We start from the raw sequence: 21,653 nt of genomic DNA, 5'->3' as shown, positions 1-21,653 counted from the left end.
GCTGCGTCGGGTCGGCATTCCCGAGCCGGAGCGGCGGGCGTCGGCGTTTCCGTTCCAGTTGTCGGGCGGGCAGCGGCAGCGGGTGGTCATCGCCATGGCGATCGCCAACGCGCCGGACCTGCTGATCGCGGATGAGCCGACCACCGCGCTGGACGTCACCGTGCAGGCCGAGATCCTCGATCTGCTACGGGAGTTGGCGGCCGACTCGGGTACCGGCGTGCTGCTGGTCACGCACAACATGGGCGTGGTCGCCGACTTCGCCGACCGGGTCGCCGTGATGCTGCGGGGCGAGATCGTGGAGACGGGGCCGGTGGAGGACGTACTGCTGCGGCCGGCGCACGCGTACACACGGCAGCTGCTGGCGGCAGTGCCGAGGCTGGCGGTGACCGAGCCCGATGAGGTGAAGGCTCCGGTGGAGGCGGGCACGGCGGTGGTCGAACTCCGGGACGTGACCGTCGACTTCGGCCGCGGACGTGGTGGCGTACGGGCGCTTCAGGACATGTCGGTCACGGTCGGGGCGGGCGAGACGGTGGGGCTGGTCGGCGAGTCGGGGTCCGGGAAGTCGACGGCCGCCCGGGTGGCGCTCGGCCTGGTCGCGCCGACCTCCGGTTCGGTCGCCCTGTTCGGCACCGACCTGGGCAGGACGAAGGGGCGGGCGCGCCGGGCCTTGTTGTCCGGGATCGGCCTGGTGCTCCAGGATCCCGTGGCCTCGCTGGACGCCAGGATGAGTGTCGCGGAGTGCGTGGCCGAGCCGCTGAGGGTGCATCGCCGGGGTATGACGGCCGCCGAACGGCGGGCCCGTGTCTCGGATGTACTCGAACTCGTCCGGCTGCCAAGGGAGTTGATGCAGCGGGGTCCGCGTGAGCTGTCCGGTGGGCAGCGGCAGCGGGTGAGTCTCGCCCGGGCCCTGGTGCTTCAGCCGCGGCTGCTGGTGGCGGACGAGCCGACGAGCGCGCTCGATGTGAGCGTGCAGCGGACGGTGCTCGAGGTGATCGCCGAGTTGCAGGCGGAGTTGGGGTTCGCGTGTCTGTTCGTGTCACACGATCTGGCGGTGGTGCAGGAGTTCGCGGGGCGGGTCGTGGTGATGCGGGCGGGACGGGTGGAGGAGCAGGGGCCGACCATGTCGACGCTGCTGCGTCCGGAGACCGATTACACGCGCCGGCTCATCGCGGCCGTCCCCGTGCCGGATCCGGTGCTGCAACGGCAGCGCAGGGCCGCACTCGGAGCCGGCGCGTGACGGCGGTCGCCGGCATCGACATCGGCGGGACGACCACCCAAGTGGTGCTGTGCGCACCGGACCTCGGCGTCCTCGACCGTCTCGGGGTACCGACGCCCGCGGCCGAGGGCGGTACGGCGATGATCGGCGCCGCGCTCGACGCGCTACGGCTGCTGCTCGACCGTACGCCCGCGAGGTTGCTCGGCGTCGGGGTCGGCGCCGCGGGTGTCGTGGACGCGCGGGCCGGGCGGATCCTCGTCGCGAGCGACTCCTTCCGGGGCTGGGCGGGGTTCGCGGTGACGGCGGCGGTCGAGCGGGCGCTGGGTGTCCCGGCGTTCCTCGACAACGACGTCAACGCTTTCCTGCGCGGGGAGGTCGCGAAGGGCGCGGCCGTCGGCGGGACCCATGTCCTGGGGATGACCCTCGGCACCGGGGTCGGTGGGGCGCTGTGGCTGGACGGTGCGCTGTACGACGGCCCGCGCGGCGCGGCCGGCGAGATCGGCCACGTTCCCGGCTTCGGCGACCTGCCGTGCACCTGCGGTGGCCGGGGCCACCTGGAGACCGTGGCCTCGGGCCGGGCGATCGCCGCGCGGTACGGCGCCCGCACGGCCCGCGAGGTGGCTCAGGCCGCCCACCGGGGCGACCCCGACGCGCTCGCCGCGTACGAGACGGCGGGTACGGCGGTGGCCCGGGCGCTGTTGATCACCGCGGGCCTGCTGGACATCACCACCTGCGTGATCGGCGGCGGAGTCGCCCGCACCTGGCCCCTCCTCGACCCGCCGATCCGCACCGCCCTCGCCGCCGAACCGCCCGTCAGCGGTCACCCACTCCACGTCCTGCCCGCCCGCCTGGGCGAGGACGCGGTGGCGATCGGCGCGGCGGCCCGGGCTGGAGCGGAACTCGGGGTGGGGACGCCGGTGTAGGCGGTGGGCACGAGCACGTCGGCGTCGGGCCCACCGCATCGCCGCGATGGAGCCGGGGGTCAGCTCAGGCCGGCCGTCTTCAGCCAGGTCTTGGCGACGTCCAACGGGTCCTTGTTCTCGAGCTGGACCTGGGAGTCCAGCTCCAGCAGGGTCTTGGTGTCCAGCTTGGCGGAGACCGCGTTGAGGGCGGCGACGCCCTCCTGGGAGAGGCCGGACTTGTATACGAGCGGCGTCACGTTGGCGAAGCCGAAGAGGTTCTTCGGGTCCTGGAGGACGACGAACTTCTCCTTGGTGATGTTCGGGTCGGTGGTGAAGATGTCCGCGGCCTGCACGGTGTTCTTCTTCAGCGCCGCCGTGGTCAGCGGGCCGCCGGCGTCGAGCGCCTTGAAGGACTTGAACTCCAGGCCGTATACGTCCTTCAGGCCGAGCAGGCCCTGCTGGCGGGTCTGGAACTCGGGCGAGCCGCCGATGACCATCTCGGGAGCGACGTCCTTGATGTCCTCAAGGGTGGACGCCGCGGTGAGGTTGTACTTCTTGGCGGTCTCCGCGTTCACCGACACGGAGTCCTTGTCCTCGGCGGGCGAGGGGTCGAGAAGCGTCAGCTTGGAGTCGAGCTTGGCCTTCACCGCGGAGCCGACGGCCTCGATGGACTTCTGCTCCGCCTTCGGGTCCAGGTACGCCAGCAGCGAGCCGTTGTACTCGGGCAGGACGGTGATGGAGCCGTTCTTGAGCAGGCCGTAGGTCGTCTCACGGCTGCCGATGTTCGGCTTGTACTCGACCTTGATGCCCTTGGCCTTGAGCGCCTCGCCGTAGATGTCGGCGAGCAGGATGCTCTCGGCGAAGTTGTTCGACCCGACGACGACCGTGTTGCCGTCCGCCTTGTCTTCCGTCAGCGGGTTGGACTCGTCGGCGGAGTCGGAGCCGCATCCGGCAACGAGCGCCGCCACTGCTGCGAGGGCGACCGCGGCCGCGCGGGGGTGTCGCATGCTGGACCAGCTGCTCTTCACGGTAGAAGTCACGATTCCCGTTCCGGGGCTCAGAGATTGGATGACCTTCTTCTGATCCAATCCAGCCGCTTCTTGGTCAGTCAAGGGCAGCCGGGTCACCAATTGGCTTCGATGCGTACCCGATCGTGAAGATACCGGGGAGGAACCGGCAGGGAGCCGCACTCAGGTTGTAACGGATTCTTGACTCAGGGTGCGGAGCAACCGCTTCCGAAGAGCCTGTAGTCTCGCCGGAGTTGGCGAAGCGCAGTGATGTGCAGGCGCCGCTCCACTCACATCTCAAACCAGCCAGAGTCGATCAGAGACGGTCACGTGCGTTCCCGCGCCGTGCGACACCCCACGAAGGAGGCCTGGTGTCCACGAACGAGGTGGGCCTAAGGCGCTTCGCCGACCGCTGGCCGTTCCGGCGCAAGCTCAACGTGCTGGTCGGCGTACCGCTCGCCGTGGTCGCCGTGCTGCTGGCGTATCTCTTCACCGACCAGGTGGGCCAGGCCCGGGACGCCGCCGCCGCGGCCCGGCTGGTGCGGGACAGCGCCCAGGTCGCGGAGCTGGCCGACCGGGTGAACGCCGAGCACCAGCAAGCGATCCTGCTGTCCGTGCGGTTCGAGGCCACCGAGTCCGGCGCCCGGCCCGGCATCACCGCCTACCGCAAGGCGCAGGCCGCGGTGGACCAGCAGGTCGAGACGGTACGCGACACCTTCGGCGACCGGCTGCCGGACACCGAGGCGCAGGCTCTGAAGGAGATCAACGGCCTGTCCAGCCTGCGGACGACGATCGAGCAGGGCTATCTGCCCGCCGACAACATCGACCCCGCCTACACCAACGCCGCCAAGGCCGTGATCGACGGCCTCGGACTCGACCGCAACCCGTCCCTCGCCGCCACCTTCACCGGCAATCTGCTGGACTCCCTGCTGCGCGCCGACGCCGCCCACAGCGCCTTCGAGACCAGCGTGTTCTCGGCGCGGACCGGTGACTCCAACGCGCTCATCGAGTTCATCGCGGCGGTCGGCAACTACGAGCTGTACACGCACCAGGCCGAGCGCTTCGCCCGGTTCGCCACCGACGCGCAGGCCGACGAGCTGAGCGGTATCGAGCACAACACCGCCCAGGCCGAGATCATCCGGCACTACGCCGAGCTGCAGATCGACCCCAGCGGACTGCAGGCCAGTTCGCCGTCGGAGATCCGCGCCGCGTTCACCGAGGCCCTCGACGGCTACCCCGACTACCGCGCGCAGTCCCAGACCCGGCTGAAGATCACCTCCTCGCTCATCGGGCAGATCGCCGACCGCGCCGACAACGCCTCCAACGACGCCTGGTGGAACGCCGCCTGGCTGCTGGGCCTCGCGCTGCTCGGCTTCGCGCTCTGGCTGGCCCTGTCCGTGGCGGTGCGCCGCTCGGTGGTCCGCCCGGTGCAGGCCCTCACCGGCGCCGCGCAGGAGGTCGCCGAGGTCGCCGGGCGCGAACTCGCCCGGGTCGCCGACGACGACACCGAGGACGACGGCCCGCCGCTGCTGCGGGACATCCCGGTCACCGCACGCGACGAGATCGGCGACCTCGCCGAGGCCTTCAACCACGTACAGACCACCGCCGCCGCGCTGCTGGAGCGCCAGGTGCTCAGCCGCCGCAACACCGCCGAGATGTTCGGCAACGTGGGCCGCCGGGTCAGCAACCTCACCACCCGCCAGCTGGCGCTCATCGACGCCGTCGAGCGCGGCGAGACCGACCCGGCGCTGCTCGAACGCCTCTACTCCATCGACCACATCGCGGTCCGGCTGCGCCGCAACGCGGACAGCCTGATGCTGCTGGCCGGCATCCGCGAGACCGTCCTGGACGCGGGCCCCACCACGCTCACCACCGTCGTACGGGCCGCGCTCGGCCAGATCGAGGGCTTCCAGCGGGTACGGCTCGACGCGCACACCGATGTGATGGTGGAGCCCGACATCATCGGCGACCTCACGCTGATGGTGGCCGAACTCCTGGAGAACGCCGTGTCGTTCTCGCCGGCGGGCAGCCCGGTCGAGGTGACCCTGCACACCGGCGACGACGGCGGCGCGTCGATCGTGATCGCCGACCACGGCCTGGGCATGAGCGCCGAGCGGCTGGCCGAGGAGAACGCCCGGCTGATCCGCCGTGAGCGGCTCGACCTCGTGCCGACGAAGGTGCTCGGCCTGTTCGTGGTGGGTACGCTGGCGCGCCGCTGGTCGGTCGGCATCACGCTGACCCGGACGCCGGGCGGCGGAGTGACCGCCGAAGTGGCCATCCCGGCGTCGCTGCTGCTCTCGATGAGCGCGGTGGCTCCGGCGCCCGCGACGCCCGCCGTGGAGGCGGCGTCCGGCCCGCGCCCGTCCGTCGCGGCGGCACCGGGCGACGCCGCCCCGCTCCCCCGCCGGGTGCCCAAGCGGGAGGCGGCCGGTACCGAGGACGACAAGCCCGTGATCCCCAAGCCACGCGGCGAGGACGCGTCCGACGACGCCCTGGCCTCCCGCCCGCTCCGCCGCCGCGTCCGCGGAGCGACGCTCCGTACGACGGTCGGCGAGACCACCGGTGAGACCGCGCGTCCTGCCACACCCCCGGCCGACGCGGACGCCGTCCGCAGCGCGCTGGAGGAGTTCGAGGCGGCCGTGGAGCAGGCCAACCGGGACAGCGCGAGCGGACCGGACCCGAAGACTTCGCAGGACCAGAACCACCTCCCGGAAGGAGCGGAGCAGTGAGCACGTCGACAGGTGACACTCCCACGGGAGGGGCCACGCCCGACGAACTGCGGGCCGCAGCAGCCGACTTCACCTGGCTGCTCAACCGTTTCGCCACCGAGACCGCGGGTGTCGTCGACGCCATTGCGGTGTCCTCCGACGGTCTGCTGATCGCGGTGGCACAACTACGGGAGCGGGCGCACTCCGAGCGGCTGGCCGCGATCGTCTCCGGCCTCACCAGCCTGGCCGCCGGCGCCTCCGGCAACTACGGCCTGGGCGCCCTGAACAAGGTCATCATCGACCTGGAGGGCGGCCATGTCCTGGTCTCCGCGATCGGCAGCGGCGCCGTGCTCGGCGTGGTCGCCGACAAGGAGGCCAAGCTGGGCAACATCGCGTACGAGATGACGCTGTTCGCCAACCGTGCCGGTGGCGCGCTCAGCCCTCAGCTCGTACTGGAACTGAAGAACACCGTCGGCGTTCCGTCGTCGGGTTGACCGGGCACCGCCCGGCCGAGGAACAAGAGGACACAGACCCATGGCGGACGGCCGTACGCCGAACGGTGCCGACGAGGGCGGCTCCCCGGACCGGGTGGGCCCCGCCCCCGCGGTACGGCCGTTCCTGGTCACCGCCGGCCGGGTGGCGCCGACCTCGTCCGGGCGGACGATGCCCGTCGAGACCCAGGTGGTGGCCACCGCCGAGGGCCTCGACGCGCTCGACCGGCTCTCCTTCGAACAGCACGACATCATCGCCGCCTGCCGGCAGCCGCAGTCCATCGCGGAGATCGCGGCCCGGCTGCGGCTGCACCTCAACGTGGTCCGTATCCTCTCCGAGGACCTGCGGGCGGCGGGGCAGTTGACGGTGTACGTGCCCAACACCGACGCCACCCACGACTCATCCGTCCTGCGCAGGGTTATCGATGGCCTCCGTGCCATCCCCGACTCCCGGGGGGTTCTCCGTGACACCGACTGAACCGGTCGCCGGCGGCGCAGCTGCGCAGACCGCCGTACGACCGCCGCTGCCGGTGAAGATGGTGATCGCGGGCGGATTCGGCGTGGGCAAGACCACCGCGGTCGGCTCGATCTCCGAGATCGAGCCGCTGACCACCGAGGCCGCGATCACCGAGGTCGCCGCGGGGGTGGACGACCTCTCCCACACCCCCCGCAAGACCACGACCACGGTCGCCATGGACTTCGGGTGCATCACCATCGACCCGACCCTGAAGCTGTATCTGTTCGGCACGCCCGGGCAGGACCGGTTCGGGTTCATGTGGGACGACATCGTCGAGGGCGCGGTCGGTGGGCTGGTCATCGTCGACACCCGCCGCCTCGACGACTGCTACGCCGCGGTCGACTACTTCGAGCACAAGCGGATCCCGTTCGCGGTCGCCGTCAACGCCTTCGACGGCAAGGTCGAGCACGAGCTGGACGAGGTCCGCTGGGCCCTCGACGTCGCCGAGCACGTCCCGCTCGTCGTCTTCGACGCGCGGGAGCGGGGCTCTGTGCGGGACGCTCTGCTGGTTGTACTGGAACTGGCGCTGGCCCGTAGCGAGGGGTGAGCAGGGTTTCGTGGGTGGCTGCGGGCCGGTGGGGGCTGGTCGCGCAGTTCCCCGCGCCCCTGACGAAAGCGCCCCGAAGGGGCGCGGGGAACTGCGCGACCAGCCACGACGGCGCCGCGGCTGAGGGCTTACGCCCGGCGCACTCCGCGTGACACCGAGAAGCGGCCCGCCGCCCAGAACACCCCGAGCGTGACCAGGGCGAGCGCGGCGACCAGCGTGGCGCCGCCGACGACCTTCTCGTAGTCGCGCTGGTAGAGACCGTCGACGATGTAACGCCCGAGGCCGCCGAAGCTGACGTACGCGGCGATGGTGGCCGTGGAGACGATCTGGATGGCCGCGGAGCGCAGTCCGCTGAAGATCAGCGGGAGCGCGACCGGCACTTCGACCCTGAAGAGGATCTCGGTCTCGGCCATGCCCATGCCGCGGGCGGCGTCCACCGGCGCGGGGTCGACGGAGCGCATCGCCTCGTAGGTGGTGACGAGGATGGGCGGGATCGCGAGCACGACCAGCGGGATCATGACGGGGGCCAGCCCGAGGCCCAGCAGCACGAACATCAGCACCATCAGGCCGAAGCTGGGCAGCGCGCGCCCCGCGGTGGCGATGAGGGCGAGCGTGTTGCCGCCGCGTCCGGTGTGGCCGGTGAGCAGGCCGACCGGCAGCCCGACGGCCGCGGCGATGGCGAGTGCCTCCAGCGTGTACTGGACGTGCTCGGCGACACGGGTCGGGATGCCGTCGTAGCCCTGCCAGTGGGCGCTGTCGCTGAAGAAGGCGTCGATGTAGTTCAGGACGTTCACCGGGCGGCCGCCTTCGCGAGCGTACGGGTGTTCTTGCGGGTGCCGCGCGGCATCCAGGGCGTGAGGAGGATACGGACGCCGATCAGGGCGGCGTCCACGAGGATGGCGAGGACGGCCGTGCCCACCACGGAGAGCCAGATCAGCCGCGGCTGGTTGTAGATCATGCCGCTGTTGAGCAGGTTGCCGAGGGCTCCCTGGTTGCCGATCAGCATGCCGACGCTGACGAGGGAGACGCTGGAGACGGACGCCACCCGCAGCCCGGCGATGATCGCGGGCGCGGCGATCGGCAACTGCACCTGGACATAGCGTCGTACGGGCCCGAAGCCCATCGCTGTGGCCGCGGCGAGGGTCTCCTGCGGCACCGATCGCACACCGTCGACGATCGCCGGGACCAGCACGACCAGGCTGTAGACGGCCAGCGGGATCATCACCGTGAGCTCGCTCAGCCCGGTGTAGTCGATGAGGATGACGAAGAAGGCGAGCGACGGGATCGCGTAGAGCACGGTCGTCACCCACAGCACCGGCGGGTACAGCCAGCGCACCCGTACGCACAGCTGGGCGAGGGGCAGCGCCACCAGCAGCCCGAACAGCACCGGCAGCAGCGCCTCGCGCAGATGCAGCATGACCAGGCCGAAGTAGCTGTGCTGGAGGTCGCTGGGCAGGTCGAAGAGTTCGCTCATCGCGCGGCCTTCTCCGTCTTGCCGTCAGCCTTGGTGCCCGCCTTGCCGTCCGCGCGCCGCTCCGCGTGGGCACCGCGGATCGCCTCGCCGATGGTCTGCTGGGAGACGACTCCGGCGGCCCGGCCCTCGCCGTCCACGGCGACGGCCCACCCGGTGGGTGAGAGCACGGCACAGTCCAGCGCGGCCCGCAGCGAGTCCGTACCGGCGGTGAACGGCCGTCCGTAGGAGAGGAGTTGGTCCTGCCGGATCTCCCCCGCGGTCAACTCCCCCGGTTCGGCCCAGCCGAGCGGCTTGCCGTCCAGATCCGTTACGAGGAGGTAGGGCGCGTCCGTGGTGTCGCGGGCGGCGATCTGCTCGGCGGTCGCGTCGACGGCGATGATCGGCGCGGTCAGCAGTTCAAGCTGCGCGGACGGGAAGAACGACAGCCGGCGGATGCCGCGGTCGGCGCCGAGGAAGTCCTCCACGAAGGCGTCCGCGGGGTCGGTGAGCAGCTCGGCGGGCGGCGCGAACTGGGCGAGATGGCCGCCGGTGCGCATCACGGCGACCATGGTGCCGAGCTTGACGGCCTCGTCGATGTCGTGGGTGACGAAGACGATCGTCTTGCCCAACTCCGCCTGGATACGCAGGAGTTCGTCCTGAAGCCCCTTGCGGACGATCGGGTCGACGGCCGAGAACGGCTCGTCCATCAGCAGCACCGGCGGGTCCGCGGCGAGCGCCCGCGCCACGCCGACGCGCTGCTGCTGACCGCCGGACAGCTGGTAGGGGTACCGCTTGGCGAGCGCGGCGTCGAGCCCGACCCGCTCCATCAGCTCCCTGGCCCGCGCCCGCGCCTTGTCCTTCCCCCAGCCCAGCATGCGGGGCACGGTGGCGATGTTGTCGACGATCGTGCGGTGCTGGAAGAGTCCGGCGTTCTGGATGACGTAACCCATGGACCGGCGCAGCGTGTTGACCGGCTGCTTCATGATGTCGACGCCGTCGAGGGTGATCGTCCCCTCGCTCGGCTCCACCATCCGGTTGATCATGCGCAGGGTCGTCGTCTTACCGCAGCCCGAGGGGCCGACGAGGACGGTGATCGAGCGGTCGGGTATGTCCAAGGAGAGCCGGTCGACCGCCACCGTGCCGTCCGGGTACCGCTTCGTGACTGAATCTATCCGTATCAAAACGCCGAATACCCTTCGGGTCTGGCAGAAGTTGCCCGCTTCGGCCATGGCGCGGGCCGTTGCGGGGAGAGTCTAGACGGCCTGTGTTGCAACCTAACTCTCAGGCGACCGGCACCTTCTCCGTGCGCAATACCCGCCGCTCGGCGTCGACGGCGAACACCTCGCACCCCTCCCGCCCAGCCGCCCAGGCGACACCCTCCGCGCCCATCGCGAACGCCGCCGTCGCCGCGGTGTCCGCCTCCGTGAGCGTGGACGCCACGACGGTGACCGAGAGAAGACCGGTCGCCGGACGTCCAGTACGCCCGTCGACGATGTGGTCGCCGCGCTCATAGCGCCCGGACGTCGCGACCGCTCCGTCGGTGATCTCCAGCACGGTGCACAGCTGATCGGCGTGTTCGGGGTGCCGTACACCCACACGCCAGGGACCGCCGGCCGCGACGACATCGCCGCCGGCGTTGAGGTAGAACCTGCGCACCCCGGCGGCGGTCAGCAGGTCCGCCGCCCGCTGCACCGACCAGCCCTTGACGACCGCGCACGGGTCGAGGCCCTCGCCGGGCCGGCGGGCGTCGAAGGCGCCGCCGGTGGCGAGGCGGTACTGCTCGCACAGGTCGAGCACCTCGGCGAGGTCGGCGCTGACCTCGCCGAGGGCGATGTCACCGCGGTCGAGCCGGGACACCTCGCTGTCGGGCTTGAACGGGCTGAACCGTTCGTCGACCTCGCGCAGCCAGGTGAAGACCTCGTCCGCGAGCGCGGCGGGGACGTCCTCGTCGTCGATGCGCAGGGAGACGGGGAAGCCCATGACGTGCTCGACCCGGTGCATGTCAGGCGCCCTTCGCGTCGATGGCGGCCTGGAGGGACTCCTTGTAGCCCTCGGTGGTGATCGTGGCGCCGGACACGGTGTCGACGTCCGCGCTCTGCGCCTCCAGGGTCGACGCGATCAGCTTCGGCACGGCGGCCGTGGTCTGCGGGTGGTTCGGCTGCTGGAGCATCCGCACGGCGGTGATCTTGTCGCCGTCGAAGGTGACCTCGACCTGGACCGGACCTTTCTCGGTCTGGATGGTCGAGCCCGTGACCACGGTGGAGCCGGCGGACGCCGACGGCGTGGACGCGGGCGCCGCCGCTTCCGTGGACGCGGCGGTGTCGACGGACGGTTCGTAGCGCCAGACGGTGACCAGGCCGGCGGCCGACAGGACAAGGGCGGGTATGACTCGCTTCACGGTGTCCCTCTCATCCAGCCAGGCTGAAACGCTCGAAGTGGATCTGCGGCTTGGGCACGCCCAGCTCGCGCAAGGTGCCGAGCACCGCGTTCATCATGGGCGGCGGCCCGCACAGGAAGACGTCCCGGTCGGCGATGTCCGGCACGAGCCGGCTGAGTTCCGGCGCCGCGAGCCGGTCCGGGACGGGCGACCCGGTCACCAGGTGCAGCTCGGCGCCCTTCGTGGCGGCGAGGTCGCGCAGCTCGTCGTAGAGGACGGCGTCCCGGTCGCTGCTCACGCGGTAGATGACGACGGCGTGGCCCTCCAGCTCCTCCAGCAGGGCGCGGATCGGGGTGACGCCGACGCCGCCGGCGATGAGGAGTGACTCGGGCCGGGTGCGGTGCATCGCGGTGAACGCGCCATAGGGGCCCTCGGCGAAGACGCGCGTGCCGACCTTCACGTGCCGCAGGGCCGCGCTGCCGTCACCGGCCGCCTTGGCGGTGAGCCGGAGGCTGCGGCCGTCGGGGGCGGCGGACAGCGAGAAGGGGTTGGCCTGCCACCAGCGGTCCCGGGTGAGGAAGCGCCACAGGAAGAACTGGCCGGCCCGCGCGCCCATCCGGTCCAGGTCGCGGCCGGTGATGTAGACGGAGACGACGTTGTGCGACTCGGGGACGACGGCCGAGACGCGCAGCTGGTGGCGCCAGTTCCGCCACAGCGGCAGCACGGCCCGGCCCAGGACCACGGCGCCGAGTGCGAAGCCCCACAGGGTCCACCAGTAGGCGGTGGCCAGGGACGACGCGACGAACGTCGTGCCGACCGCGACTTCGTGCGTGAACGCCAGGACCACGGCGGCGTAGGTGTACAGGTGGATGAAGTGCCAGGTCTCGTAGGCCAGCCGGCGCCGGGCCCAGCGGGCCGAGACGGCGCCGATGAAGATGATCAGCACCCAGGCGACGAGCGCGCGCAGCACGCCCTCGGTGGTCTCGGCGAGGTCGACCAGCTGGTTGACCGGGTCCAGGCCGGAGGACTCGCCGTAGCCGAAGGTGATGAAGACCACGTGGCCGACCAGCGTCCACAGCAGCGAGAAGCCGATCCAGCGGTGCCAGAGGGTCATCCGGTCCATGCCGATCCGGCGGTCGAACCAGGGCAGCCGGGCCACCAGCAGCAGCTGGAACGCCATCAGGAGCCCGGCGAGCAGGCCGCACAGCCGGCCCAGCACGATCAGGGTGTTGGAGGCGAACCCGGCCTGGACGAAGAAGTAGGCCACCACGGCAACGTTCACGGCCAGCACGGCGTACAGGCCCGTGCGGGCGGCCACCCTGGGGCGTATCGCCGTGGGGGGCGCAGGGGGCGATTGGACGGTTGTCACGGGCGGCAGCTCCTTGGTCGGGTTCTGGGACGTCGGGTCTTGGACACCGAGCTTGGCTGGCGGGAGCTGTCGAACACCTGTCGTTGTTCTTTCAAGTGGTTATCGATGTGGTCCCGGCCCCGACCGGGCCCATGGCGACCACGGGCGCGTGCCGCACTATGTGGGGGTGGAAAAAGTACGACTGCTCGTCGTGGACGACGACCCGCCGATCGCCGACCTCGTCGCGACGGTCGCCCGTTACGAAGGCTGGGACGCGGTCACGGCGAACTCCGGTGAGGAGGCGCTGCGCGCCGCCGCCGAGTTCCACCCGGACATCGTGGTGCTCGACCTGATGCTGCCGGACCTGGACGGCTTCGGCGTGCTCGACCGGCTGCGCCGCTCCGGGACGATGGTGCCGGTGGTGTTCCTCACCGCGCGGGACGCGGTCGCCGACCGAGTGGCGGGGCTGACCCGTGGCGGCGACGACTACCTGGTCAAGCCGTTCGCGGTGGAGGAGCTGATGGCCCGGCTGCGCACGGTGCTGCGGCGCAGCGCCGGGCCCGGCTTCCAGCGGTCCGTCCTCCAGGTCGCCGACCTCACGATGGACGAGGACACCCGTGAGGTGCGGCGCGGCGACCGCATGCTCACGCTCACCCCGACCGAGTACGAGGTGCTGCGCTACCTGATGCGCAAGTCGCCGACCGTGCTCACCAAGGCGCAGATCCTCGACCATGTGTGGGAGTACGGCTTCGGCGGCCGCTCGAACGTCGTCGAGCTGGTCGTCAGCCGGCTGCGCCGCAAGCTCGACGAGACCGACGAGGGCACGGCTCCGCTGATCCACACCGTCCGGGGCTTCGGATACGTGATCCGGCAGGCCGCCGAGTGATCCGGCGGCTCAGGCAGACCTACCGCAGACTGCGCCTCGGCACCCGGCTCGCCCTGGGCCTCGGCGTGCTGTCCCTCGTCGTCTTCGCGGTCGTCGGCACGGCGCTGACGACGTACATGCGGGACTACCTGTCGAAGCAGCTCGACGAACAGCTGGCGCAGGGCCAGATCGCCCAGTCCAAGTCCATCGCGGACTACGGCACGCTCTCCGGGAAGAAGTACTACAGCTGGTACTACGCCGTGTACGACGTGCGGGACGGCACGCCCGTGCTCCGCAAGCCCGAGGACCCCGCCGACCTGCCCAAGGACGTCGACGCCTTCACCGCCGTGGCGCGGGCGCAGACCACCGCGGACACGGAAGTCCTGCGCACCGACCACCTCAAGGGCAAGGGCGAGTTCCGGTTGCGCGCCTGCGAGGTCGAGCCCGGTCTGATCCTGGTCAGCGCCGCGCCCATGGCCGGCATCGACGACACCGTGGGCCAGCTGATCACGATCCAGGCCGTCACGTTCGGGCTCGCGCTGCTCGCCCTGGTGGTCGCCGGCCGGGGGATGCTGCGGCGCGGTCTGAAGCCGCTGAGCGACATGGCGCACACGGCGCGCGGCATCACCTCGCACGACCTGACGGACTCGGCGCGGCTGCCGGTACGGCACGACGGGCGCAGCGGCGGCCCCGAGGTCGAGGAGCTGCGCACCGCGTTCAACACGATGCTGGAGCACATCGACGACTCCCTCGCGGTCCGTGCGGAGGCCGAGCAGCGGCTGCGCAGGTTCGTCGCGGACGCCTCGCACGAGCTGCGCACACCGCTGATGTCGGTACGTGGCTACGCCGACCTCTTCCAGTACGCCGCCGCCAACGCCCCCGAGGAACGCGACAAGCATCTGGCCCGGCTGCGTGCCGAGGCCGCCCGGATGGGATTCCTCCTGGACGACCTGCTGCTGCTCGCCCGTCTTGACGCCGCCGAGGTCGAGGCGCCGCTGCGGATCAAGGACGCGGACCTGGTGGAGCTGGTCGAGCACGCCGCGGACGCCTTCCGCGCGGCCCACACGGACCACCCGCTCACGGTGGCCACCGGCCCCTCCCGGCTGACGATGCGGCTGGATCCGCAACGCGTCCGGCAGGTCCTGGACAACCTCCTCACCAACGCGGCCGTGCACACCCCGGAGGGCACGGAGGTGTCCCTGTCGGTGTCGGTCACGGACGGCCGGGCCGTCGTACGGGTCGCCGACGCGGGCCCCGGCATCCCGCCCGCCGACCGGAAACGGATCTTCGACCGCTTCTACCGCGTCGACAAGGCCCGCAGCCGCGATCGCGGCGGCAGCGGACTCGGCCTTGCGGTGGCGCACTCGCTGGTGTGCGCGCACGCCGGCACGATCGACGTCACCAGCGAACCGGGCGCCACGGTGTTCACGGTCTCGCTGCCCCTCCCGAAAGGTCTTACGGACCGGTGACATGACGGGCGCGGCCCGCCCGTAAGGGCTGGTCGCAGGCCTACGTTGAGGGCATGCGCGTACTGGTCACCGGCGGTGCCGGATTCATCGGATCCCATGTCGTCGAGGCCCTGCGGGCCCACGGCCACGAGCCCGTCGTCTACGACATCCGCGACGACCCGGCGTCGGACGTACGGAACCCCGAAGCCGTCCGAACCGCCCTGACGGGCATGGACGCGGTCTGCCACCAGGCGGCGATGGTCGGCCTCGGCGTCGACTTCTCGGACGCGGCCGACTACGTCTCCCACAACGACCTGGGCACCGCGGTGCTGCTCACCGCCATGGCGGAGACGGGCGTACGACGGCTGGTGCTGGCCGGGTCGATGGTGGTGTACGGCGAGGGACGGTACTCGTGCGAATGGCACGGCGTGGTGCGACCGGGCCCCCGTTCGGTCGCCGACCTGGAGTCGGGCCGCTTCGAACCGCTCTGCCCCGTCTGCGGCGAGGACCTCTCCCCCGGCCTGGTCGGCGAGGACGCCCCCGTCGACCCACGCAACGTGTACGCGACGACCAAGCTCGCCCAGGAGCACCTGGCCGCGGCCTGGGCACGGTCGACCGACGGCTCGGCGATCTCACTGCGCTACCACAACGTCTACGGCCCCAACATGCCCCGCGACACCCCCTACGCAGGCGTCGCCTCCTTCTTCCGCTCCGCCCTCGCCCGCGGCGAATCCCCCCGCGTCTACGAAGACGGCCACCAGCGCCGCGACTTCGTCCACGTACGCGACGTGGCCTCGGCCAACGTGGCGGCGCTGGAGGCGAATCCCGCGCCGGGCGCCCTCACCACGTACAACACCGGCAGCGGCGAACCGCACACGGTCGGCGAGATGGCCCACGCCCTCGCCGCGGCGTGCGGCGGCCCGGAGCCGGTGGTCACCGGCGAGTTCCGCCTGGGGGACGTACGCCACATCACAGCCGACTCGTCGCGACTGCGGGCGGAGTTGGGGTGGAAGGCGGAGGTGGGCTTCGAGGAGGGGATGCGGGAGTTCGCGCAATAGCCCCTCCGGCGTTTGAGGAGCGGGGTCTGGGGCGGAGCCCCAGGGATGGGACGGGTAGGGGCGGAGGGGGCGAAACCCGCTTGTCACACCCCAGCCATAGGCAACGTCACCTCGAACCGACAGCCCCCAGGCACATTGTGAACAGCCGCCCGCCCCTGATGAGCCTCCACAATCCCCCGCACAATCGCCAGCCCCAGCCCCGCCCCCGCCGGAGGCGTCCGCGCATCGTTCCCCCGCCACCCCGTGTCGAACACCCGCGGCAGATCCTCCTCAGGAATCCCCCCACACCCGTCCGTGACGGACAACACCACACCATCGGCCGAGCGTTCGGCGGCCACGGCGACCGTCCCGTCCGTCGGCGTACGCCGAATCGCATTGACGAGCAGATTGCCAAGAACCCGGCTCATCTCCTTACCGTCCACCTCCACCGGCACCGGTTCCACCCGATCACCCACAAGCCGCACGCCATGCTCCCGCGCCAGCGGATCCGCCCCCGCGAGGGCATCCCCGACAAGGTCGTACAGCGAGATCCGGCTAGGGCTCAGCGCCAGCGTCCCCGCATGGATGCGGGACAGTTCGAAGAGGTCACTCACCATGTCGTTGAGGCGTTCCACCTCGGTGCGGATCTGACGGAGATAGCGGTCCGGGTCCGCAGCGACACCGTCCTCCAGGGCTTCGGCCATGGCACGCAGCCCGGCAAGCGGGGTACGCAGGTCGTGCGAGATCCAGGCGACGAGTTCACGCCGCGAGGACTCCAGCGCCCGCTCACGGGTCCGGGACTCGGCGAGTTTGACGCTGGTCGCCTCCAACTCCCGGCTCAGCGCGGCGAGTTCGGCGGTCGCGGGACCGTCGGGCGAGGTGAAGTCCCCGCCGTCACCGAAGGAGCGGGCGGCCAGCGCGAGGGCCCGGCTGCGGGCGACGACCCAGCGGCCGAGCAGAGTCGCGGTGACGAGGGAGACCACGGCGGCCATCGCGACGACCAGCGTGACGACCTTCAGATCGTGCTCGGACAGGAACATCGCCCGCGCGACCGCGAGGGTGCCCGCGAGCATCGCGGTGACCCCGACGGCGGCGACCACGGCGAGGTGCACGGCGAGCGAGCGGCGCCGGATGAGCCGCAGGACGCCCGCGCCGAGCACGCCGGCCGCGGCGGCGCCGAGGAAGGCGAAGAGCGCGATGAGGAGCATGTCGCGCATGATCACGCCTCCCCGGTGCCGAAACCGGTGTCGAAGCGATAGCCGACTCCCCACACCGTCTGGATCAGCCTCGGCCGCGCCGGATCGTCCTCGACCTTGCCGCGCAGCCTGCGCACATGGACGGTGACGGTCGACAGGTCGCCGAAGTCCCAGCCCCACACCTCACGCATCAGGTCCTCCCGGCTGAACACCCGGCCGGGGTGCCGGAGGAAGAACGCGAGAAGGTCGAACTCGCGGACAGTGAGGGCGAGTTCGGCGCCGTTCTTGGCGGCGCGCCGGGCCGCCGGGTCGACGGTGAGCCCGGCCGCGTGCAGGCTGGCGGACGGCTGGGCGGGCCGGGCGCGGCGCAGCACGGACTCGACGCGCAGGACGAGTTCGCGGGGGCTGAAGGGTTTCGTGACGTAGTCGTCGGCGCCGACCTCCAGGCCCAGGATCCGGTCGTCCTCGTCGCCGCGCGCGGTGAGCATGATGACCGGCACGGGCCCGCGCACCCGCATCCGCCGGCACACCTCCAGGCCGTCCATGCCGGGCAGCATCAGGTCCAGCACGACGAGGTCCGGCCAGTGCGCGGCGGCCCGCTCCAGCGCGTCGGGCCCGTCCCCGGCCCGGTCGACGACGTATCCGGCCCGGTCGAGGTATCCGGACACCACCTCGGCGACCGTCGGATCGTCGTCCACGACGAGGACCCGGGCCCCGGCCCCCGCATGCTGCTGCTGTTCCATGCCGCCAGCGTCGCACCACCCGCCCACCGATGGCGCTCACCCCCGCTGACGTCCTTGTTTCGTAAGGAGCCGTAGTCCGATATGCCCGTTTCGCGCTCGTAGGGTGAAAGCCGTGACGACCTCTTCTCCGACGGACCACAGAACGGACCAGGAAGTCGACGTGGTCCTCCCCTGTCTCAACGAGGCCGAGGCGCTGCCCTGGGTCCTGGAGCGCATCCCGCCCGGCTGGCGGGCGCTCGTCGTGGACAACGGGTCCACCGACGGCTCCGCCGACATCGCCCGCGCCCTCGGGGCGACCGTCGTACGCGAGGAGCGGCGCGGCTTCGGCGCCGCCTGCCATGCGGGCCTGACGGCCGCCACCGCCGACATCGTGTGCTTCTGCGACTGCGACGCCTCCCTGGACCCGGCCGACCTCCTGCCCTTCGTACGGGAAGTGACGGGCGGCGCGGCCGACCTGGTGCTCGGCAGGCGGCGCCCGCAGAGCCGGGGTGCCTGGCCCGCGCATGCCCGCGTAGGCAATCTGGCGCTGGCCCGGATGCTGCGCCGCCGTACCGGGCTGCGCCTGCACGACCTGGGCCCGCTGCGGGCCGCCCGGCGCGAGCCGCTGCTCGCCCTCGGGCTCAGCGACCGGCGCAGCGGCTATCCGCTGCAGATGGTGGTGCGCGCCGCCGACGCGGGCTGGCGCATCAGCGAGCACGACGTTCCGTACTTCCCGCGCACCGGCGCCTCCAAGGTCACCGGCACCTGGCGCGGGACCTGGCAGGCGGTACGCGACATGAGCCGCGTACTGACCGAGACCGCCGCCGAGCAGGGAGCCCGCCCGTGACCACACTGCTCGTCATCGCCAAGGAGCCCCGGCCGGGCCGGGTCAAGACCCGGCTGACGCCGCCGTTCACACCCGAGGAGGCGGCGGCCCTGGCCGAGGCCTCGCTCGCGGACACCCTGGACGTGGTGGTGCGGACACCGGCCGCGCGCCGGGTCCTGGTCCTCGACGGCAGACCGGGGCGCTGGCTGCCGCCCGGCTTCGAGGTCGTACCGCAGGGCGCGGGCGGCCTCGACGAACGTCTCGCCGCCGCCTTCGCGGCCTGCACCGGCCCGGCCCTGCTCATCGGCATGGACACCCCGCAGGTGACGCCGGAGCTGCTGACGGTGGACTTCGCCGACTGCGACGCGTACTTCGGTCCGGCCGAGGACGGCGGTTTCTGGGCGCTGGGCCTGGCCGCACCGGACCCCACACTCCTGCGCGGCGTCCCGATGTCGACCCCGCACACCGGCGCCGTACAACGCGACCGTCTCGCGGGACTGCGGGTGCGGGACCTGCCGCGGCTGCGCGACGTCGACACGGCGTACGACGCGGAGGTCGTCGCCAAGGCAGCGCCGGGCGGGCGTTTCGCGGCGGCGCTGGAGCGGCTGACGACAGAGGCGCGGTGAGTGCGGTGCGGAGCACCCAGCAGTTGATACCGATGGTTCGGCAGCCGGCCCCCGACGCCCGCCCCTGGACCGTCGACCTCTACAGCGACGCCCTGCGCACCGGGCGCGGGCCGCTCTTCCTGCGCCGTACGGACGGCTGGCTGCTGCCGCTGGACGTGGAGCGCTGGTGTGCGCGGGCCGACGCGGTGGACCTGGAGGTGCTGGCCCGGTGCGAGGGCGCGGTGCTGGACGTGGGCTGCGGTCCCGGCCGACTGGTCGCCGAACTCGCGGCCCGGGGCCGGCGCGCGCTCGGCATCGACGTCAGCGAGGCGGCCGTCGCGCACACCGTGCGGCTCGGCGGACCGGCGCTGCACCGCTCGGTGTTCGAGCCGGTGCCGGGAGAGGGCCGCTGGGGCACCGTCCTGCTCGCCGACGGCAATGTCGGCATCGGCGGCGACCCCGTGACCCTGCTCGACCGGCTGACCCAACTCCTCACTCCCGGCGGGCTGTTGGTCGCCGAGACGGCCCCGGTCGACGTGGACGAACGCGTCCATGTGCACGTCACCGACGGCCGGGGCGCGGTCGGCACCCCCTTCCCGTGGGCCCGCCTCGGCACTCCCGCCCTGCTGCGACACGCCCACAGGGCGGGCTGGAGTGCCGTCGATCAGTGGACCTCCGGCGGCCGTTCCTTCGCCGCCCTGCGCAGCCGCCGTACGAAGACGATCGCGGAGCCCGCGAACAGTGCGGCGGTGATCAGCAGCCAGCGGGCGAGGTAGGTGTCCGCGGACAGGCCGGTGGAGGCGGCGTAGCGGTCCGCCACCCGCCCGCTGATCAGCGGGAACCACACGAGCAGCAGCAACAGCGACAGGGCGGCCGGCACACGGACGTAGCCGGCCGCCCATCGCCGCCCGGCCGCGCCGCAGGCCGCCACCAGCGCGCGGTCGGCCGCCGCGTACAGCGGCACCAGGACCATGTCGTGGACGACGGCGGCGCCCACGAACCACAGCGCGACCTCGAACCAGTCACCGTCGAGCAGCCGCACGCCCGCGTATCCTGCGAGCGCGAACGATGCGGCGAGCAGGAGCAGTTGGAACGGGCTGCCGACGGCGAGACGCGCACGCATCACAGATCTCCGAACGTCATCCGGGCCACCCACTTGGTGTTGAGCACGCCGGGCGCCGCGGGCACGATGACCCGGGCCGGGTAGCCGTGGTCGGGGGACAGGTCCTCGCCGTTGACGGTCAGGGCGAGCAGGGAGCGTTCGTCCGCGACTTGATTCGCCCGCAGGGCGGCGCGACGGAAGGCGCCGGCGCGTTGCAGCGACTCCACGAAGACGTCGGGCGGATCGTCGTAGCCGACGAGCGCGGCCAGATCCCGCAGCCGTACGCCGCGCCACCACTGGTCGGAGGTCGACCAGCCCTCGACGCAGGCGATGGGCAACGAGGCGGAGTACAAGGGGAGTTGAAGCAGGTCGGCGCGGCTGAGGCGGACGGTTCCGGTGCGGCCGGTGACGACCAGCCGCCAGGCCTCCGCGCCGGTCTCCGCCGGAGTGATGCCCACCTTCGCGGCCGTCTTGTTGATCTGGAAGCCGTTCGGTCCCGAGCCCGGTTCGCCCCCGCCGTGCGGGGCGAGCAGAGCGGTACGGCGCAGGAAGCCGTCGAAGTTCTGCCCGACGGTCGTGGCGAAGAGCAGCAGCGAGCCGCCCCCGACGAACCACAGGGCACCGCGCCGGGACACGGTCGGCTCGGCGGGCTCCGGGGCGACCAAGTCGTCCTTCTCCTCCCGCAGTTGCCGCAGATTGCGCAGCGCCTTCGGCGTCTTCAGCGCGGCATGGGCGACGAACGCGGCGAAGAACACCCATGCCCCGTAGAAGTGCAGGGCGTAGAACGAGCCGGGGAAGATGTAGTCCAGCTGGACGTTCAGCACACCGGTGACGAACTCGAAGAGGGCCCCGCCGACCAGCAGGAGCAGTGAGATCCGCTCCGCCGCGTGCGCGAGCGAGCGGGCCGGTGGCAGCGTGAACAGCCTGGGCACGACCGACCACAGCTTGGCCAGCAGCACGGGGATGAGGGCGATCCCCAGCGTGACGTGGATGCCCTGGTTGAGCCGGTACAGCCAGTGCGGGTCGGTGGGCCATGAGAAGAGGTAGAAGCCGAGGATTCCCTTGTCCGGGGTCTTGTCGTTCACCGGATCCAGGTCCGGGTTGTAGGCGGCGTACGACACCAGCCCTGTCAGGAAGAGCACCGTGATCCCGCCGAGCAGCACGACGCCGAGCACCGAGGTGAGCCAGGGCCCGCGCAGCGGGCTGCGCCAGAATCCGGGCGAGAACGGAGTGGGAAATGTGCGTCGCATGCCCCGACCGTAGGCCTGGATCACCCCAGGACAGGG

23 protein-coding genes are annotated in these 21,653 nt (G+C 71.6%); 12 read left to right on the top strand and 11 right to left on the bottom strand.

The features are described from left to right. Both ACTWQO_RS15500 and ACTWQO_RS15495 read left to right on the top strand, forming a co-directional pair. Positions 1–1,237, top strand: a 1,237-nt coding sequence (locus ACTWQO_RS15500) for an ATP-binding cassette domain-containing protein (RefSeq protein WP_443237893.1), incomplete at its 5' end; no start/stop codon positions are given. After that, positions 1,234–2,139, top strand: coding sequence for an ROK family protein (locus ACTWQO_RS15495; protein ID WP_443237892.1), 906 nt, complete (start codon positions 1,234–1,236; stop codon positions 2,137–2,139). The genes ACTWQO_RS15500 and ACTWQO_RS15495, both read left to right, overlap by 4 nt. Before the next feature lie 59 nt (positions 2,140–2,198). Here the strand turns inward: ACTWQO_RS15495 and ACTWQO_RS15490 are convergent, their stop codons facing one another. Next, positions 2,199–3,125: an ABC transporter substrate-binding protein gene (locus tag ACTWQO_RS15490; protein WP_443237891.1), complete on the bottom strand. Its 927-nt coding sequence runs from the start codon at positions 3,123–3,125 to the stop codon at positions 2,199–2,201. A 371-nt stretch (positions 3,126–3,496) separates the two neighbouring features. Between ACTWQO_RS15490 and ACTWQO_RS15485 the strand changes: the two genes are divergently transcribed. From ACTWQO_RS15485 to ACTWQO_RS15470, 4 genes are read left to right on the top strand one after another with little or no spacing between them, the layout of a single operon-like run. Further along, positions 3,497–5,854: an ATP-binding protein gene (locus ACTWQO_RS15485; RefSeq protein ID WP_443237890.1), complete on the top strand. Its 2,358-nt coding sequence runs from the start codon at positions 3,497–3,499 to the stop codon at positions 5,852–5,854. Continuing rightward, a complete protein-coding gene (locus ACTWQO_RS15480; protein ID WP_362937133.1) occupies positions 5,851–6,327 on the top strand; it encodes a roadblock/LC7 domain-containing protein in 477 nt (158 codons plus the stop codon). Before ACTWQO_RS15485 ends, ACTWQO_RS15480 begins: the two co-directional genes overlap by 4 nt. Before the next feature lie 40 nt (positions 6,328–6,367). After that, a complete protein-coding gene (locus ACTWQO_RS15475) occupies positions 6,368–6,802 on the top strand; it encodes a DUF742 domain-containing protein (RefSeq protein WP_128376930.1) in 435 nt (144 codons plus the stop codon). After that, positions 6,789–7,388 (top strand): GTP-binding protein, encoded by a 600-nt coding sequence (locus ACTWQO_RS15470; RefSeq protein WP_443237889.1) that lies wholly within the window; start codon positions 6,789–6,791, stop codon positions 7,386–7,388. The genes ACTWQO_RS15475 and ACTWQO_RS15470 overlap by 14 nt, the downstream gene beginning before the upstream one ends. Before the next feature lie 128 nt (positions 7,389–7,516). Here ACTWQO_RS15470 and ACTWQO_RS15465 read toward each other — a convergent pair whose 3' ends face one another. The 6 genes from ACTWQO_RS15465 to ACTWQO_RS15440 all read right to left on the bottom strand — a co-directional run bounded on the left by ACTWQO_RS15465 (position 7,517) and on the right by ACTWQO_RS15440 (position 12,587). Further along, positions 7,517–8,182 carry an ABC transporter permease gene (locus ACTWQO_RS15465; protein ID WP_443237888.1) on the bottom strand — a complete coding sequence of 222 codons (666 nt, stop codon included), beginning with the start codon at positions 8,180–8,182 and terminating at the stop codon, positions 7,517–7,519. Next, on the bottom strand, positions 8,179–8,862 hold the full coding sequence (locus ACTWQO_RS15460) for an ABC transporter permease (RefSeq protein ID WP_443237887.1): 684 nt from the start codon (positions 8,860–8,862) through the stop codon (positions 8,179–8,181). Before ACTWQO_RS15460 ends, ACTWQO_RS15465 begins: the two co-directional genes overlap by 4 nt. Next, positions 8,859–10,022 carry an ABC transporter ATP-binding protein gene (locus tag ACTWQO_RS15455; RefSeq protein WP_443237886.1) on the bottom strand — a complete coding sequence of 388 codons (1,164 nt, stop codon included), beginning with the start codon at positions 10,020–10,022 and terminating at the stop codon, positions 8,859–8,861. Before ACTWQO_RS15455 ends, ACTWQO_RS15460 begins: the two co-directional genes overlap by 4 nt. 100 nt (positions 10,023–10,122) lie before the next feature. After that, entirely contained in the window at positions 10,123–10,842 is a 720-nt protein-coding gene (locus tag ACTWQO_RS15450) for an FAD:protein FMN transferase (protein ID WP_443237885.1), read from the bottom strand. Between the two features lies 1 nt (position 10,843). Beyond that, positions 10,844–11,239, bottom strand: a complete 396-nt coding sequence (locus tag ACTWQO_RS15445; RefSeq protein ID WP_443237884.1) for an FMN-binding protein — start codon at positions 11,237–11,239, stop codon at positions 10,844–10,846. Positions 11,240–11,249: 10 nt separating this feature from the next. After that, the gene (locus ACTWQO_RS15440; protein WP_443237883.1) at positions 11,250–12,587 is read right to left on the bottom strand and encodes a ferredoxin reductase family protein; all 1,338 of its coding nucleotides are present in this window, start codon (positions 12,585–12,587) and stop codon (positions 11,250–11,252) included. Between the two features lie 166 nt (positions 12,588–12,753). Between ACTWQO_RS15440 and ACTWQO_RS15435 the strand changes: the two genes are divergently transcribed. From ACTWQO_RS15435 to ACTWQO_RS15425, 3 genes are read left to right on the top strand one after another with little or no spacing between them, the layout of a single operon-like run. Then, complete coding sequence (locus tag ACTWQO_RS15435; protein WP_443237882.1) at positions 12,754–13,452, top strand: response regulator transcription factor; 699 nt, start codon at positions 12,754–12,756, stop codon at positions 13,450–13,452. Beyond that, a complete protein-coding gene (locus ACTWQO_RS15430) occupies positions 13,449–14,900 on the top strand; it encodes an ATP-binding protein (RefSeq protein ID WP_443237881.1) in 1,452 nt (483 codons plus the stop codon). Before ACTWQO_RS15435 ends, ACTWQO_RS15430 begins: the two co-directional genes overlap by 4 nt. A 53-nt stretch (positions 14,901–14,953) precedes the next feature. Further along, the gene (locus ACTWQO_RS15425; protein ID WP_443237880.1) at positions 14,954–15,937 is read left to right on the top strand and encodes an NAD-dependent epimerase/dehydratase family protein; all 984 of its coding nucleotides are present in this window, start codon (positions 14,954–14,956) and stop codon (positions 15,935–15,937) included. Positions 15,938–16,020: 83 nt separating this feature from the next. Here ACTWQO_RS15425 and ACTWQO_RS15420 read toward each other — a convergent pair whose 3' ends face one another. Continuing rightward, positions 16,021–17,133: a sensor histidine kinase gene (locus ACTWQO_RS15420; protein ID WP_443237879.1), complete on the bottom strand. Its 1,113-nt coding sequence runs from the start codon at positions 17,131–17,133 to the stop codon at positions 16,021–16,023. Positions 17,134–17,135: 2 nt separating this feature from the next. Next, complete coding sequence (locus ACTWQO_RS15415) at positions 17,136–17,855, bottom strand: response regulator transcription factor (protein ID WP_443237878.1); 720 nt, start codon at positions 17,853–17,855, stop codon at positions 17,136–17,138. Positions 17,856–17,958: 103 nt separating this feature from the next. Between ACTWQO_RS15415 and ACTWQO_RS15410 the strand changes: the two genes are divergently transcribed. Genes ACTWQO_RS15410 through ACTWQO_RS15400 form a run of 3 tightly spaced genes read left to right on the top strand, consistent with a single transcriptional unit; the run spans position 17,959 to position 20,041 of the window. Further along, positions 17,959–18,681: a glycosyltransferase family 2 protein gene (locus tag ACTWQO_RS15410; protein WP_443237877.1), complete on the top strand. Its 723-nt coding sequence runs from the start codon at positions 17,959–17,961 to the stop codon at positions 18,679–18,681. Next, positions 18,678–19,286, top strand: a complete 609-nt coding sequence (locus tag ACTWQO_RS15405; protein WP_443237876.1) for a TIGR04282 family arsenosugar biosynthesis glycosyltransferase — start codon at positions 18,678–18,680, stop codon at positions 19,284–19,286. Before ACTWQO_RS15410 ends, ACTWQO_RS15405 begins: the two co-directional genes overlap by 4 nt. Positions 19,287–19,318: 32 nt before the next feature. Next, positions 19,319–20,041, top strand: a complete 723-nt coding sequence (locus ACTWQO_RS15400) for a class I SAM-dependent methyltransferase (protein WP_443237875.1) — start codon at positions 19,319–19,321, stop codon at positions 20,039–20,041. Here the strand turns inward: ACTWQO_RS15400 and ACTWQO_RS15395 are convergent. Both ACTWQO_RS15395 and ACTWQO_RS15390 read right to left on the bottom strand, forming a co-directional pair. Then, positions 19,930–20,388 carry a hypothetical protein gene (locus tag ACTWQO_RS15395; RefSeq protein WP_443237874.1) on the bottom strand — a complete coding sequence of 153 codons (459 nt, stop codon included), beginning with the start codon at positions 20,386–20,388 and terminating at the stop codon, positions 19,930–19,932. The genes ACTWQO_RS15400 and ACTWQO_RS15395 overlap by 112 nt on opposite strands. Further along, entirely contained in the window at positions 20,388–21,617 is a 1,230-nt protein-coding gene (locus ACTWQO_RS15390; protein WP_443237873.1) for a molybdopterin-dependent oxidoreductase, read from the bottom strand. Before ACTWQO_RS15390 ends, ACTWQO_RS15395 begins: the two co-directional genes overlap by 1 nt. Between the last annotated feature and the right edge of the window lie 36 nt (positions 21,618–21,653).

The organism is Streptomyces sp. 4N124 (assembly GCF_052245395.1).
In the GTDB taxonomy this organism is placed as follows: domain Bacteria; phylum Actinomycetota; class Actinomycetes; order Streptomycetales; family Streptomycetaceae; genus Streptomyces.
This window is presented reverse-complemented; position numbering and strand designations above follow the sequence as displayed.